The following is a 15,303-nucleotide window of genomic DNA, read 5'->3' as shown; positions in this document are numbered from 1 at the left end:
CCCTATCCGGTCGTCAGCTGCAGGCCCCGGTTGCGGTCACCTCTCCGTTAGCGCCCAGCGTGATCTTGTATTTGTCGTTGGTAGCTGGCTCTTCCTTGAGGTACCGCTTAGCGGCATCGCTGGGGCTGGTGAGTACCTCCCAGCCGCCTGCGGCCGGATAAGTGCCCGTCTGAGCCCTGTAGGCCTCCACCGCGACCTCGACGGTCTTCTTGTCGGCCTTGCATGCGGCCTTTTCGCCGCGGTCGTTGAAGGCGCCCACGGCAAAGACCACGATGCCGGCGAGGATGCCGAGGATGACGATGACAATGAGGAGTTCGACGAGCGTGAAGCCGCTCTCGTTCTCACGGGCCGCGCGGAGGCGCTGAAGCACTGATTCTCCTTCAAGGAAAGGCACCTGGGCGGGACCGCCTACTGATTGACTCCAGGCGTCGACGGAGCCCGGCCCCGGGTAGGGCATAACTTTGTCGATATCGAACCGGCCCATTTCTTGGCCGGCGACTCGACCAAATACGGCGACGCCCTGAGGACGAGCTGGCTGTCACTGCCAGCACTGGACCAGTCGTGGCTGTGGAGTCTCAACAGATGCTGTCTACGTCCTCACCAACGACTTCCAAGCGCTCAAAGATCCGGCAATGTTTGCGTTGCGACGTTACAACACGGAAGGTCGTTCGGGATCGAACGAACAGCCAGTCGAGCCGCCTAATCAGGTGCCGACGCCCTTCGAGTGGGCCGGGACGCGCCGCCCGCACGACCGAACACGATCGTTTCGGCAAATGGACAATCACGTTCAAATCTGCACACCACCACGTCGGTGCCGGGGGCAAGACGGCTCCGCCGTTGAGTCGAGAGACCAGCGGAGGCTCGTCGACCCTTTTTCGCATTATTGGCCAATTAAGGAGGTCTCAGTAGACAATGCGTTGATTGCGACAACTCAGATACGTTGCCCGGTGCTCGAGTCGCGGGCTGTGCCGGTAAGCGGCGTGAACCACGTCACCCGGCGCACGGATGGTGCCGTTCGGCGCTCGCGGCGTACCGATGCTGGGAGAGATCTTTCTTGATGCCTGCGGGGTTCTTAGCGTGCGCGGTTACCCGCACCCCCCAAGCCGCAGGTGGTGATCATCCATGAGCACCGAGACACCGATATCCGCGGACACCGGCGATAACCGCTACGTCGCCGTCGCCCGCACGCCGGAATTCGACGCGTTGCGCCGCACCCTGCGCCGCTTCGTGTTTCCGGTATCCGCCGCGTTCCTCCTCTGGTACGCGCTGTACGTCCTGCTGTCCGCGTACGCCCGCGACTTCATGAGCACCAAGGTCGTCGGCCACATCAATATCGCGCTGATCTTCGGGCTGCTGCAGTTCGTGTCGACGTTCTTTATCGCGTGGCTGTACGCGCGATACGCGGACCGGCGCATCGACCCGCTCGCCGACGACCTCCGCGCCAGGATCGAGGGAGCCGGCGATGAGTGAGCCCGTGTACCTCGCCGCCACATCGGTCGGCACCCAGCGCACCCTCACGCTCACGCTGTTCGTGATCCTGGTCGGCGTCACGCTCGCGATCACGATCTGGGCCAGCCGGCAGACCCGCAACGCCGCGGACTTCTACGCCGGCGGCCGCTCGTTCACCGGCTTCCAGAACGGCATGGCGATCGGCGGCGACTACATGTCGGCGGCGAGCTTCCTCGGCATCGCCGGCATCATCGCGCTCAACGGCTACGACGGGTTCCTGTACAGCATCGGCTTCCTCGTCGCCTGGCTGGTCGCCCTGCTGCTGGTCGCCGAGCTGATGCGAAACTCCGGCCGGTACACGATGGCCGACGTACTGGCGTTCCGCATGCGGCAGGCGCCCGTGCGCACCGCCGGCAGCATCTCGACCATCATCGTCTCGATCTTCTACCTGCTGGCCCAGATGGTCGGGGCCGGTGCGCTCGTCGCCCTGCTGCTGGGCATCAAGGCCAGCGACACCTTCCTCGGCATGAGCGCCGAGACGGCGAAGATCGTGACGATCGCGCTGATCGGCGTGCTGATGATCGTCTACGTGACGGTCGGCGGCATGAAGGGCACGACGTACGTGCAGATCGTCAAGGCATTCATGCTGATGATCGGCGCGCTGGTGCTGACGCTGCTGGTGCTCGCGGCCTACAAGTTCAACCTGTCGAACCTGCTCGGCGAGGCCGCGGCGAAGTCGGGCCGCACGCCGCCGGAGTCGTTCCTGCAGCCGGGCCTGCGCTACGGGCGGGAGTTCGCGAACAACGCCACGGCGACGCTGGCGAGCAAGCTGGACCTGATCTCGCTCGGCCTGGCCCTGGTCCTCGGCACCGCGGGCCTGCCGCACATCCTGATCCGGTTCTACACCGTCCCCAACGCCAAGGCGGCCCGCAAGAGCGTGGTGTGGGCGATCGGCCTCATCGGCGTGTTCTACCTGATGACGCTGGCGCTGGGCTTCGGCGCGGCGGCGCTGGTGGGCCGCTCGGCGATCGTCGCGCAGGATGCGGCCGGCAACACCGCGGCGCCACAGCTCGCCCAGGAGCTCGGCCGGCGCTACCTCGGCGGTGACTTCGGTGGATCGCTGCTCCTGGCGATCATCGCCGCGGTCGCCTTCGCCACCATTCTGGCGGTCGTCGCCGGGCTGACCCTGGCGTCGTCGTCCTCGCTCGCGCACGACCTCTACGCCAACGTCATCCGGCGCGGCCAGACGGACGAGCGGCAGGAGGTGCTTGTCGCGCGGTACGCGGCGTTCTTCATCGGCGCGGTCGCCATCGTGCTCGGCATCGTGGCCCGCAACCTCAACGTCGCCTTCCTGGTGGCGCTGGCGTTCGCGATCGCCGCATCGGCCAACCTGCCGGCGATCCTCTTCTCGCTGTTCTGGAAGCGGTTCAACACCCGCGGCGCGACCTGGGGCATCTACGCGGGCCTCATCTCGGCCGTCGGCGTGGTGCTGCTCAGCCCGATCGCCTGGGGTGGTGTCAGCGACGCACGCACCCCGGCGACGCTCACCGCGGCGCAGGCCAAGGACTGTGGTGTACCGCAGAACTCCAAGCAGGTCTCCAACGCCACGGCGCTGTTCAGTTGCACGACGGCGGCGCCGATCCCGCTGGAGAACCCGGGCCTGATCTCGATCCCGCTCGGGTTCATCTTCGCCGCGATCGGGGCGATCACCAGCAAAGAGCGCGACCCCGACAAGTACAGCGAGTTGGAGGCCCGGTCGCTGACCGGGGCCGGAGCGCACTGATCCGAAGCCGTTGACCGTGCCGGGCCTGGGGCGCTGCCGACCCCCCGGGCCCGGCGCGGGGACACGCTAGGCTGTGCGTCATGGTCGTTGCGCAGCGTTACGGCGAGGGACATCGGATCCTTCTGACCGGTGGTGCCGGATTCGTCGGTTCCCACCTCGCCGATGCCCTCCTCGCCCGGGGGGCGCGCGTCGTCGTTGTCGACAACTTTCTCACTGGAAGTAAGGACAACGTCGCGCACCTGCACGACAACCCGCGATTCGCCCTCGTCGAGGCCGATGTCACCGAGCCGCTGCCGGCGGTGGAGGCGCTCGCCGAGCGGTTCGACGCGATCCTGCACTTCGCGTCGCCGGCCAGCCCGACGGACTTCGCGCACCTGCCGGTGGAGATCCTGCGGGTCGGCTCGCTCGCCACGCTGCAGCTGCTGGAGCGGGCCGTCGCCGACGGGGCGCGGTTCATCATGGCCTCCACCTCGGAGGCGTATGGCGACCCGCTGGTCCACCCGCAGCCGGAGTCCTATTGGGGCAACGTCAACCCGGTCGGCATCCGCAGCGTCTACGACGAGGCGAAGCGCTTCTCGGAGGCGGCCGTCATGGGCTACCACCGCGGCCGCGGCGCCGATGTGGGCATCGTGCGGATCTTCAACACGTACGGCGAGCGCATGCGCCCCGACGACGGGCGCGCGATCCCGACCTTCGTCTCGCAAGCGCTGCGGGGCGAGCCGATCACCGTGCACGGCACGGGCACCCAGACGCGCTCGATCTGCTACGTCTCCGACCTGGTCCGCGGGATCCTCCTGCTGCTCGACTCGACGGAGACCGGGCCGATCAACTGTGGTACCGAGCATGAGATGACCATGCTCGAGCTCGCCGAGTCGATCGTGCGGCTTTCCGACAGCACCTCCCGCGTGGCGCTGGTGGCGCGGACCGCGGACGACCCCGAGCGTCGCCGTCCCGATCTGAGCAAGGCGCGTGAGCTGCTCGGATACGAGCCGGTCATCGGCCCGGAGGATGGCCTGGCGCGCACGGTCGCGTATTTCCGCAGCCGCTAACTCTCCCGGGTTCGTGCCGCGCCTGCCGTAGTTGCGTGGTGGGGCAGCATCGACTTCGTATGGTGGTCTCATGCCCACCACGCCCGCTTCGCGCGGCCCGTCCTCGGGTCGGGCCGCAGTGCCCGGCGCGCGCGCATCGACGCCGGACGGCCGCGCTCGCGTCTCCGGGGCCAAGGCCCAGACCGGCTCCGCCGCGCCCGGCGTGTACGGCCGGCCGGCCGGTGCTCCGCCCAACCGGCCCGGTCGCACGCCCGGCAACGGCGGCGAGTACTCGGGCCGGAAGAAGGTCCGCCCGCGCTGGGGCCGCATCGCCCTGGTCGCCGGCTGCGGAGTCCTTCTGCTCGCGCTCCTCGCCGGCATCGGCGGCGTCATCTACTACAAGTACGTCGACTCCGGCCTCAACCGTGACGACCCGTTCTCACAGATCACCGAGGGCCGGCCGCCCAAGGTGGCGGACGGCGCGCTCAACATCCTGCTGCTCGGCAGCGACTCCCGCGACCCCGACAACAAGGGCAAGGCGGGTGAGTGGCGCACCGACACGATGATCATGTTGCACATCCCGGCCGACCACAAGCACGCGTACCTGATCTCGATGCCGCGCGACCTCTACGTGCACATCCCCAAGAGCAAGACGACGCAGTACGGCAACACCAAAGCCAAGCTCAACGCGTCGTTCTCGTGGGGCGGCACGCCGCTGACCGTGCAGACGATCGAGGAGTACACCAAGGTCCGCATGGACCACGTGCTGCTCATCGACTTCGGCGGGTTCAAGCAGGTGATCGACGCGCTCGGCGGCATCGACATGAACATCGAGAAGGACATCACCTCGATTCACCCGCCGAAGCGGCAGTTCAAGAAGGGCATGAACCACCTCAACGGCGACGAGGCGCTGGACTACGCGCGGCAGCGCTATCAGTTCCCCGATAGCGACTTCGCCCGCATGCGGCACCAGCAGGAGATGATGAAGGCCATCCTGGACAAGGCCGTCAGTTCGGGAACGGTGTCCAATCCGGCGAAGCTCAACGCGTTTCTCAAGGCGGTCACCAAGGCGATCACCGTGGACAAGGACTTCTCGCTCGCCGACATGGCGCTGCAGTTCCGCAACCTGCGCAGTGACGACCTCACCTTCCTGGTGAGCCCGAACGACGGCAGCAAGATGATCGGCGGCGAGGACGTCGTGGTGCCGAACAGCGAGAAGGCCACCGCGCTGTACGACGCAGTGCGTAACGACAAGATGGCCGATTGGATGGGGACGGCCAACAGTCCGAAGCCGTCCACGTCGCCGTCGGTGAAGGCTAGTGCCAAGACTAAGTGAGAAAAGGGGCAAGCTCGGACATGTCGGCTCCCACGTGGGGTTGCATGCCCGAGCTGTCGCATATATCTCATTGCCGAAACCGGCCGTCAACGAGTAAAAATCGCGTGTTGACGGCTTTCCGAGGGATCGCGCGCCGAGTTCGCGGCGCGCAGGCTCGTCGCCGCGGACGTAGACTCGGATGAATTCCCGCCTGACGCGTGGGCGGCTGTTCGGGGGCAGTGATGCAGAAGGAGTTCGACGGTAACGCCGAAGGCTCCGCCGTCGGCCAGAATGATCCGGATAGTCCCGAAACCTCCGGATCCGGCGCGGTAAAGGCCGGCAAGCCGGGCGGGTCGACGAAGGTCAGGCTCCCCGGGCACGATCCCATCTGGGCGCGGCTGCTCATCGTTCTCGGCGTCGCGATCGTGCTGATCTCCGGCACCGCGGTCGCCGGCGTCAACCTCCTCAACCAGCGCTACACCGCGAGCGTCAACCAGCGCCCGCTGCTCGGTGAGAACTCGCGCGCGGGCGACCCGGACGAGACGCGGCACGGCGACGTCGAAGGGCCCCTCAACTTCCTGCTCATCGGCTCCGACCAGCGCGCGCTCGACCCCGAGGACGGCCAGCGCTCCGACTCGATCATCATCCTGCACATCCCGGCCACGATGGACCGCGCCTACCTGCTGTCGATCCCGCGCGACCTGCGGGTGAGGATCCCCCAGTTCCCGGCGACGAAGTTCCGGGGCGTGTCGCAGGAGAAGATCAACGGCGCGTTCCAGTACGGCGGGGGCGGTGAGGGCGGCGTCCAGCTGCTCTCGGAGACGCTGCACAACCTGCTCGGCATCCGGTTCGACGGCGCCGCGATCGTCAACTTCGACGGCTTCAAGACCGCGGTCGAGCTGCTCGGCGGCGTCAACATGTGCATCGACCAGAAGGTCACCTCGATCCACGTCGGCTGGGATGACAAGGGCAACTACCTCTCGCCCGCCAAGGGCGGACACCCGGCCGTCTACGAGCCCGGCTGCCACCACCTCGAGCCGTTCCAGGCGCTCGACCTCGTCCGGCAGCGCAAGAGCCTCCACAACGGCGACTACGACCGGCAGAAGAACCAGCAGCGGTTCATCCGGGCGATGCTCACCCAGGCCAAGGAGCAGGGGCTCACCACCAACCCGATGGCCGCCGACCGGTTCATCCGGGCGATCGGCCAGGCGCTCACCGTCGACACCAACGGCGTGTCGCTGGCCGATCTGATGTTCGCGCTGCGCAACATTCGCCCCGAAAACCTGATGGGTCTGCAGCTGCCCTCCGAGTCGCGGGACATCGGCCGCATCTCCTACGTGATCGCGTTTCCCGAGGCCGAGGCGCTCTACGCGGCGCTGCGGGCAGACCGGCTGGACTCCTGGGCGGTCGAGAACCCCACGTGGGTCAACCACATGTAGCCGGGCGGCCGCAGGTAGCCTGATCCGGTGTTCAGGGGACCTTCCATCCCGACCGCGACGGTCGGGGACATAGCCAACGACGCCTTCATCCTCGACGTGCGCGAGGACGACGAGTGGGTCGCCGGCCACGCGCCGGACGCCCTCCACGTGCCGATGATGCAGATCCCGGCGCGGATCGAGGACATCCCCGAAGACCGCGACGTCGTCGTGGTCTGCCGGGTCGGCGGCCGCTCCGCGCAGGTCGTCGCGTTCCTGCAGCAGAACGGGCGGGACCGCACGATCAACCTCGACGGCGGCATGCAGAGCTGGGCGGCCTCCGGCCGGCCGATGGTGAGCGAGGACGGCGGTGCTCCCCGGGTCGTCTGAGCAGCCGTCCGAACACTGGCGGCCGCTGGTCTTCGCGCACCGGGGCTCGTCGCGCCGGCACGCCGAGCACACCCTCGACGCGTACCTTCTCGCCATCGAGGAGGGCGCCGACGGGCTCGAGTGCGACGTCCGGCTCACCCGCGACGGCCACCTGGTGTGCCTGCACGACTCGCGCATCGACCGCACCAGCGACGGGCGCGGCCGGGTCAGCATGCAGACGCTGTCGGAGCTGGACCGCTTCGACTTCGCCTCCTGGCGCTCCGACCTGCCCGACTCGCCCGACGACCTCATCGTGGACCGCAACCAGGTCGACGACCGCTGGCGCGGCAAGGTCCTGACGCTCGACCGGCTGCTCGGTGTGGCGACCGACGCCGGCCGCCCGATGCGCCTGCTCATCGAGACCAAACACCCGGTCCGCTACGGCGGCGCGGTGGAGATGGAGCTGCTCAGGCTCCTGCGCCGGTACGGCCTCGACCTGCCCCGCCCGGACCGCCCGCTCCAGGTGAGCGTGATGTCGTTCTCGACGACGGCGGTCCGGCGGGTGCGCCAGCAGGCGCCCGGACTGCCGACGGTCATGCTCATCGACGTGTGGTCGGTGCCCAGCCGCATCGGCTGGCTCCCGCCCGGCAGCACGATCGGGGGGCCCGGCGTGCAGTTGCTGCGCGCGTCCCCGGAGCTGGTGGAGCGCCTGCATCGGCGGGGATATCCGGTGTACGTCTGGACGGTCAACGAGCCGGACGAGGTCGACCTGGCGGTCAAGCTACGGGTCGACGGCATCATCTCGGACCGCCCGGCGTACGTGATCGAGCGCCTCCGCGACATGGGCCTGCGCGATTAGCATGCGCGAATCCCTGGTCACGGACACCGCGTGCGACCGAATCCAGCCTCGACAACTTTCGTCGACCACCTTTCAAAGCGCCGCCCGGCGAGGGAGACTCGCAGCATGGTCGATGCTGGTCCGCTGATTTTCGGCGGTCTCGCCGAGGTGGCCGAGGAGCTCAATTCCGGCGGCGGCGGCCTCACCGGCCTGCAGCGCTCGGTCGAGGTGGCCGCCGTGGCCACCGGGGCGACGGGCGCGGCGTTCATCGAGTTCGCGCAGGACAGCGGCCGGGTCGTGGCGGTCGCCGGCGACCTGGACTGGTCGCTCGGCCGGCCCATCGACCTCATCCACCCCGCCGTGCGGGGGCTGATGCGGTTCGGCTCGAGGGTCCGCGAGTTCCCGAGCAGCCTCATCGGCACCTCGGGCGGGCAGCAGCTCGGCAGCCGCGGCCTGCACCGCATCCTGGCCGCCGAGGTCACCGCCAACGGCACCGGCGTCGGCGTGCTCGTGGTCAGCTACAACGACGCCGAGGGCGCCGCCGACGAGCAGCAGCGCGCCGCGCTGAGCTTCCTGGCGTCGTTCGTGGCGCTGCAGTACGGCCTGGGCCGGGGCCTGCCCGTCTACGGCGACGGCAAAGCCGTGAGGCCGGCCGCCGAGCCGTTTGTGTTGCTGGACGCCGAGCGCCGGGTGCGCTCGTGGAACCCGCCTGCCGCTCTGCTGACCGCCCGCCCGGCGGAGAGCGCGATCGGCGAGCCGTGGCCCTTCCCGCTGCCCACCGGCGACGAGACGGTCGAGTACCGGATCCCCTCCGGCACCTGGATCGAGATCCGCGCCGCCGCCGTGCCGGCCTCCAGCGACCTCGCCGTCTCCTTCCGCGCCCGCCCGGAGCAGCCGCCGGACGGCCGCGACCTGTTCATCGCGCTCACCGGCCACGAGCTGCGCACGCCGATCACGGTGATCCGGGGGTACGCCGACACGCTCGTCGACCACTGGGAGTCCCTGACCGAGGACGGGCGCCGCGAGGCGATCAACGTGGTCGGGCAGCGCGCTCGGGAGCTGAGCCGCCTGGTCGACCGGCTGCTCAACGCGGTCGGCGACGACGGACCGACGGTGGAGCCCACCACCCTGCTGCCGTTCGACTTGGTCGAGTCGCTCGGCGCCGCGGTCGACGAGCTCAATGCCGAGCAGCGCCGGTCGCTGAGCGTGTCGCTGCCCCCCACGCTGCCGAAGACGTGGGGCGACCGGGCGAGCCTGGCGACAGTGCTGGCGGAATTGGTGACCAACGCGGGTAAATACTCCCCGAAGTGGGTACAGGCCGAGTTGACGGCCGGGGCCGACCCGCAGACCGTCTGGTTCCGGATCTCGGATAGGGGTATCGGGATTCGGCCGGAGCACGTCGAGCGGGCGTTCGACCGGTTCTGGCAGCTGGAGACCAGCGACCAGCGCACCGGTGGGGGTGTCGGCCTGGGCCTGTATCTGGTGCGCAGAATCGTCGAGCGTCAACATGGATGGGTATCATTGCGACCACGTCGAGGGGGAGGCACCGTCGCCGAGGTGCGACTGCCCCGAGCTGACGCCGAGGGCCCCGGGGAGGCTTGAGAGCGTGACCACAACCGTCGCGGAACCGCGCGCCTGGTGCGTCGTGGTGCCCCACCACCCTCGGGGCGCGCACGTCGCCCGGCACCGGCTCGCGGACGAGCTCGACGCCCTGATCCCGGCCGACCGCCTCGACGACGCGATCGCGATCGCCGCCGAGCTGGTCGGCAACGCCGTGCGCCACGCCGCCCCCCTGCCGGGTGACGTGATCCGCATGGCCTGGCGCCTGCTGCCCGACGACACGCTGGAGATCCGCGTGACGGATGGCGGCTCTGCGGCGGGCCCGCAGCTGCGCGTGGCCGCCCCCGACGCGCTGGACGGTCGCGGCCTGACGATCGTGGCGGCGCTGGCCACGGGCTGGGGCGTCGAGCGCGACGGCCTGGGCCAGTGCGTCTGGGCGACTCTCTGATCCGGTGACGCTCCGCGGTGATCATGTCCCGGTCGGTGCCATGGGCGACATTCCGGAAATGTCAGGAATGACGGGACCGGGACGGGTGAGTGACGCGCCCGGCGACGGCGGTGCGCGCACGCGGCGGAGCGGGAGCGCCTAGGCTGGATCGCCGTGAGCAAGCGTGCGAAGACCCCCCGTGGCCGCGCCAGCAGCGGCGAGAAGCGCGAGAAGATCCGGGACGTGTACGTGGGCCGGCCGTTCGAGGGCCTGGCCGACGAGCCGGAATGGATTGCCCTGCGGGAACTGGTGCCGGCCGCCTCGGCACCCCTGAAGCTGGCGCCCGCGTTCGCCGAGAAGTACGGCGACCGGCCGGTGACCCTCGCGACCGTCCTGCCGATGGCCTGGCCCGCCATGACCAAGCCCGACGGCCGCGTCATGATCGGCCTGCAGCGGCACGTGCAGTCCGGCGACGTGTCCCGTGACCTCGCCGTGGCCCTGCAGTGCGCGCTGGAGACCCCGCCCGGCAAGACCGTCGACATCCCCGCCCTGCCCGGCCTCGGTGACCGCCTCCAGGATGTCATCGAGAACGCCCCGCTCGACATCACGGTGCACACCGGCTTCGAGTTCTGGCTCGACGACGACGCCTCCGATGATCCCAACGTGCGCGCGTCGCTGGAGCGGGCCAACGCCAGCATCTTCCCGACCGTGAAGCTGGCCGCCGCGCCGGCAACGTACTGGTGCCGGGTGACGGACCGCTCCCACGTGCGCCTGGTGCTCGGCGACGACGAGGACCGCGCGCTCGACGCGCTGTCGCGCCTGTCGGCCGGCGGCGGGCTGCTGCTGGGCGATAACACCAAGTTCGCCGGGATGTTCCGCGCTCACGGGCTGCTGGCGCCGGTCTGGGACCTGCCGCTGGAGGTCGAGGCCGAGCACTGGGAGGCGCCGGTGGCCGAGTTCGCCAAGCGCTACCAGGCGGCACTGGCCGTCACCGAGCCCCTCACCGCATCGGAGCGCCGCAGCAAGCAGGGCCTGATCGGTCGGCTGCAGCCGCTGCGGTAGCAGCCCTGGGCCCCGCTGGGATCGGGGCGGACACGCACCGTGGTCCGCCCCGAGGCGGTGCAACAGCACCGTGACCAGGTATCTGACCTTGCTGTGACCTTGTTGTCAGACGCTCGCGGGGTCAACCTTTCGGCCGATCCGATATCCTTCGTTTGTCACTATGTGAAATTCACGCGGCGTCGTGAATGTGGCATTCATCCACTTCATTCCATGTCATTCCGGCCTCCTGTCATTCCGAGTGTGCGCCCGCTCACGTACGGTGTTGGGACACACGCAACCGAAGCGGCGACATCGGAGGTGTGCGAGATGGCCGACGTCTTGCACCGCGGTCAAGATTCGCAGTCCGAAGGGTACGAGCCGGGCGTCATCGTCGACGCCGGCCGGACGACCCCCATTGACTGGGTTCGTGCTCGTAGGGCGGAGCGCGAAACGCGCCGGGAGGAAGCGGCACACAGCCGGCTGTACCGTCGCATCGGCACCCTCATCGGCAACCTCGGCGAGGAATGGCACGTGCTGGACCTGCGCGAGCTCGGCGGCGTGGAGCGCGAAGGCTTTCTCGCGGTTGGGCCCGGCGGTGTCTTCGCCGTGACGGTCAAGGGCCACGGCCGCAGCCGCGTGTCGTTCGCGGGGGATGTCGTCCAGATCGACGGCAAGCGCCCGCGGTATGTCGAGGAGGCCCGCCGCGAGGCCCGAGCCGCCACGGAGGCGCTCTCGCGCAGCGCCGGCGTCTCGATCCCGGTGATGCCGGTCCTCGCGTTCGCCGGTAGCGGAAAGATCAGTTTTTACGGTCTGCCCAAGGGCTGCCTGGTCACCGCGTACCACGAGCTGCCCAGGGTGCTCAACGCCCGCGGCCACCGGCTCGCCGCAGAGACGGTCGACAAGGTGTTTGCGCTGGCCACGCACCCCGGGACCTGGTATCCGCCGGAGTACGACGACCTCGCCGAGGAGTACCGCTGGTACCGCGACGGGGAGCGGGTGGGCACTGACAAGCGGGGTAACGCGGAGTAGCCTCTTCTGGGTGGCCGGAAGCGATGCGATGAAGAGTCACGATCGGGCCGAAACGCCGAGTGTTCGCATTCGCACGACCGGTGCCTGAGGAGGCGCTGTGCCGCAGCACGTCGAGTTCTCCATCTCCGACCCGCACCAGCCCCGCGCGCAGGCTCGCTCGCTCGATCCGGCCGAGTCGGCGCTGGACCGCTGGGGTGCGACGGTCGACGGCGCCGCCGAGCCCTGTCTGGTGGTCGACTCTGACGTCGTCGTCGTGGCGATGTCGGCGTCGTTCGAGGAGATGCTCGGCCTCGCCGCGTCGCCGGTCAACCGGCCGCTGCTCGACGGCGACGGGGTGATGCAGGTGCTCGACTTCGGCGACGGCAAGCCGCTGGAGAAGACCGAGGTCGCGCGGATGCCCCCGCTGCTGGCCCTTTCCTCCGGCCGGCTCGCCCGTGGCCTGGTCCGGATCCGCTGCGCCACCGGACCGTGCACATTCGACGCCATCGCGGCGCCACTGACCGACGGAAGCAAGGTAGTGGGCTCGTTGACGTTCTTCTCCGCGATTCAGTAGGCCCGCGCAGCCCCGCCTCAGTCATGAACGAGGCGCTAAGTCCGTCAATGCGGAGTTACTGTCGTCACGCACGCCGCCACGGTGTGCGTTGGGGCCGTACGCTCGTTGTCATGCTTGACCTCTCGCTCCTGCCGGGCGACTACGCGATCTGTCGGCTACCTGCCGGATCGCCGATGCCCGCCGGGTTCGCCGAGGCCGACGCGTCGCGCATGGAGGTCTTCTCGGTGACCTGGACGCCGGAGGAGGTCTCGATCCTCTGCCCGGCCGAGTTCGCCCCCGAGGGCGCCGCCGTCGAGACCCCGTGGCGCTGCCTGCGGGTCGCCGGTCCGGTCCAGCTCGCATTGACGGGCATCCTCGCGTCCATCGTCTCGCCACTGGCCGACGCGCGGGTGAACATCTTCGCGTTCTCGACGTATGACACCGACTATCTGCTGGTCCCGGCGGTGCGGCTCAACGAGGCCCTGGCGGCGTTGGGTGCGGCCGGCCACCGGGTCACCACCTGACTTCCCGCCGCCATCCGGCGCTCATACGATGGGCGGATGCGAACCGCGGCCACCGCGCTTGCGATCGTCAGTCTTGGATGCCTGTTGACTGCCTGCCGGCACCCGACCGAGGTCGCCCAGCCCCGCCCGGCCCCGAGCGTCATCAGCCAGGATCCGCTGGCGCCCCCCGGGACCTTCGCATCGCCGGAGCCCATCCGCCCGCGCGCGTCGCCGAGCCGTAGCGGCTCCCCGAGTCCCAGCGGCTTCTCCGAGGCGTATGTCACCTACTGCAACGGCCGGCCCAGCGGCGAACAGGTCGTCGCCGTGGTCCGGCGCAACCGCGCCAACCTGCCGGCCGGCAACGGCGTGGCCGTGTGGAAGGCGCCGGTGTGCTCGGGCACCTGGCAGTACACCGTGCTCACCGTGACCGGCAGCGAGCCTCTGCGGGTCATCACGAAGGGCGACCCGGCCGCGCTCACGGTCGTCACGATGGGCAGCGATCCGTGCACCGCCGAGGTGCGCGCGACGGCACCCCCCGCCCTGCTGGCCACCGTCGACTGCTGACTACGCTGGGTGGCATGCCTGGTGTGCCGCCGATGCGATTCGTGTACCTGGGTCCGGAGGGAACCTTCTCCGAACAGGCACTCAAGACGATCCCGGCCACCGAGCACGGGGTGTTGACTCCAGCACGCAGCGTGCCGGAGGCTCTCGACGCGCTGCGCGGCGGCGAGGCCGACGCCGCGCTGGTCCCGCTGGAGAACTCGATCGGCGGCCAGGTCGGCGTGACCCTCGACGAGCTGGCGAGCGGCGATCCGCTGGTGATCACCCGCGAGGTGGTCCTCCCGGTGCAGTTCGTGCTCGCCGCCCGCGAGGACAGGCCATTGGATTCGGTACGGTCCGTCGCCGCGCACCCGCAGGCCGGAGCGCAGTGCCGCAGGTGGTTGCGCACGCACGCGCCGGGCGCGGCGGTGATCGACGTGCTGTCGAACGCGACGGCCGCGATCGGCGCCGCGGAGGGCGAGTTCGACGCGGCCGTGTGCGCGGAGATCAGCGCCGCACGCTACCGCCTCAGCGTCCTGGCGAAGGACATCGCCGACAACCCGAACGCGATGACACGCTTCGCGCTGGTGTCGCGCCCCGGCCCGCCGCCTCCGCCGACCGGCGACGACCTCACCACGCTCGCCGTCTACATCGCCCACGACCGGGTCGGGGCGCTGCTGTCCGTGCTCACCGAGCTGTCCGTCCGGGGCGTCAACATGACCCGGATCGAGTCCCGCCCGACCGGCGAGCGCCTGGGCCGATACGTCTTCTTCCTGGACTGCGGCGGCCACGTCGCCGACCGGCAGATGGGCGAGGCATTGCAGGGCCTGCGCCGGATCTGCGCGGACGTGCGGTTCCTGGGCTCGTACCCGCGCGCCGCCAACGGCGACGCCCCGCCCCGCCCCGCCCCAGGACTGTCCGACGAGGACTTCGCCGACGCCGCGACCTGGCTGGACCGCCTCCGCGCCGGCGAAACAAACTGACCCACACCCACACCCACCCACCTCACTCACCCACCGGCGCCCGCGCGAAGCGCGCGCCGATGGGGTCGCAGGGGCGAAGCCCCCGGCAGGGCGAGCGAAGCAATGCAGTGCCCGCGAAGCGGGCATGGGGGGTGTGGGGTGGGAACCCCCCCCACCGATGCTCGAGCGAAGCAAGAGCCAGGCTAGGTGGCTGGTGTTAAACGGTGGTCTGATCGGCGGGTCCGATCGGCCACCGTTGTCGTTTGGCCGCGGTGGGTTGGTGGTGTGTGGCGAGCGGTTTGGAGTGTGGATGTGTTGGTGGGTAAGGGGTTTGGGTGGTGGGAGCCGTTGTTGAGGGGTGGGTGTCGGGGTGGTGGCGTTTCAGGCGGGGTGGGTGGTCCAGCCGTGGCTGGTGGTGTGGGTGAGGCCGAGGATGGCTAGCCGTGCCAGGTTGGTGGCGGCGGCGAGGAGGTTGAAGTCGGCGGCGATGCGGGCCAGTCCGCGTGTGCGGG

General features: G+C 69.5%; 16 protein-coding genes. 15 read left to right on the top strand and 1 reads right to left on the bottom strand.

Annotation, left to right across the window (positions count from 1 at the left end; translation table 11 throughout):
* Positions 1-13: 13 nt before the first annotated feature.
* Entirely contained in the window at positions 14-370 is a 357-nt protein-coding gene (locus ABT297_RS07680) for a competence type IV pilus major pilin ComGC (protein ID WP_350545909.1), read from the bottom strand.
* Positions 371-1,122: 752 nt separating this feature from the next.
* On the opposite strand from ABT297_RS07680, the gene ABT297_RS07675 reads away from it, so the two are divergent.
* The 15 genes from ABT297_RS07675 to pheA all read left to right on the top strand — a co-directional run bounded on the left by ABT297_RS07675 (position 1,123) and on the right by pheA (position 14,812).
* Positions 1,123-1,470, top strand: a complete 348-nt coding sequence (locus tag ABT297_RS07675; RefSeq protein ID WP_350545906.1) for a DUF485 domain-containing protein — start codon at positions 1,123-1,125, stop codon at positions 1,468-1,470.
* Complete coding sequence (locus tag ABT297_RS07670) at positions 1,463-3,232, top strand: monocarboxylic acid transporter (protein WP_350545903.1); 1,770 nt, start codon at positions 1,463-1,465, stop codon at positions 3,230-3,232. Before ABT297_RS07675 ends, ABT297_RS07670 begins: the two co-directional genes overlap by 8 nt.
* 80 nt (positions 3,233-3,312) lie before the next feature.
* A complete protein-coding gene (locus tag ABT297_RS07665; RefSeq protein ID WP_350545900.1) occupies positions 3,313-4,281 on the top strand; it encodes an NAD-dependent epimerase/dehydratase family protein in 969 nt (322 codons plus the stop codon).
* Positions 4,282-4,351: 70 nt separating this feature from the next.
* Complete coding sequence (locus tag ABT297_RS07660; RefSeq protein ID WP_350545897.1) at positions 4,352-5,596, top strand: LCP family protein; 1,245 nt, start codon at positions 4,352-4,354, stop codon at positions 5,594-5,596.
* Positions 5,597-5,817: 221 nt separating this feature from the next.
* On the top strand, positions 5,818-7,014 hold the full coding sequence (locus ABT297_RS07655) for an LCP family protein (protein ID WP_350545894.1): 1,197 nt from the start codon (positions 5,818-5,820) through the stop codon (positions 7,012-7,014).
* A 27-nt stretch (positions 7,015-7,041) separates the two neighbouring features.
* Entirely contained in the window at positions 7,042-7,380 is a 339-nt protein-coding gene (locus ABT297_RS07650; protein WP_350545891.1) for a rhodanese-like domain-containing protein, read from the top strand.
* Positions 7,361-8,218 carry a glycerophosphodiester phosphodiesterase gene (locus tag ABT297_RS07645; RefSeq protein ID WP_350545888.1) on the top strand — a complete coding sequence of 286 codons (858 nt, stop codon included), beginning with the start codon at positions 7,361-7,363 and terminating at the stop codon, positions 8,216-8,218. Before ABT297_RS07650 ends, ABT297_RS07645 begins: the two co-directional genes overlap by 20 nt.
* 105 nt (positions 8,219-8,323) lie before the next feature.
* Entirely contained in the window at positions 8,324-9,799 is a 1,476-nt protein-coding gene (locus ABT297_RS07640; protein ID WP_350545885.1) for a sensor histidine kinase, read from the top strand.
* A gap of 4 nt (positions 9,800-9,803) precedes the next feature.
* The gene (locus ABT297_RS07635; RefSeq protein WP_350545882.1) at positions 9,804-10,205 is read left to right on the top strand and encodes an ATP-binding protein; all 402 of its coding nucleotides are present in this window, start codon (positions 9,804-9,806) and stop codon (positions 10,203-10,205) included.
* A gap of 153 nt (positions 10,206-10,358) precedes the next feature.
* On the top strand, positions 10,359-11,246 hold the full coding sequence (locus ABT297_RS07630) for a DUF5926 family protein (protein ID WP_350545879.1): 888 nt from the start codon (positions 10,359-10,361) through the stop codon (positions 11,244-11,246).
* A 306-nt stretch (positions 11,247-11,552) separates the two neighbouring features.
* A complete protein-coding gene (locus tag ABT297_RS07625; protein WP_350545877.1) occupies positions 11,553-12,254 on the top strand; it encodes a hypothetical protein in 702 nt (233 codons plus the stop codon).
* Between the two features lie 97 nt (positions 12,255-12,351).
* Positions 12,352-12,807 carry a hypothetical protein gene (locus ABT297_RS07620; RefSeq protein ID WP_350545875.1) on the top strand — a complete coding sequence of 152 codons (456 nt, stop codon included), beginning with the start codon at positions 12,352-12,354 and terminating at the stop codon, positions 12,805-12,807.
* 110 nt (positions 12,808-12,917) lie between these two features.
* Positions 12,918-13,310: an ACT domain-containing protein gene (locus tag ABT297_RS07615; protein WP_350545872.1), complete on the top strand. Its 393-nt coding sequence runs from the start codon at positions 12,918-12,920 to the stop codon at positions 13,308-13,310.
* A gap of 36 nt (positions 13,311-13,346) precedes the next feature.
* On the top strand, positions 13,347-13,853 hold the full coding sequence (locus ABT297_RS07610; protein ID WP_350545869.1) for a hypothetical protein: 507 nt from the start codon (positions 13,347-13,349) through the stop codon (positions 13,851-13,853).
* A 14-nt stretch (positions 13,854-13,867) separates the two neighbouring features.
* Complete coding sequence (gene pheA, locus ABT297_RS07605; RefSeq protein ID WP_350545867.1) at positions 13,868-14,812, top strand: prephenate dehydratase; 945 nt, start codon at positions 13,868-13,870, stop codon at positions 14,810-14,812.
* The last annotated feature ends 491 nt before the right edge of the window (positions 14,813-15,303 follow it).

It is taken from the genome of Dactylosporangium sp. NPDC000555 (assembly GCF_040300025.1).
Classification (GTDB): Bacteria; Actinomycetota; Actinomycetes; order Mycobacteriales; family Micromonosporaceae; genus Dactylosporangium.
Note: the sequence above shows the minus strand (reverse complement) of the source record. Positions and strands in the feature narration are given on the sequence as shown.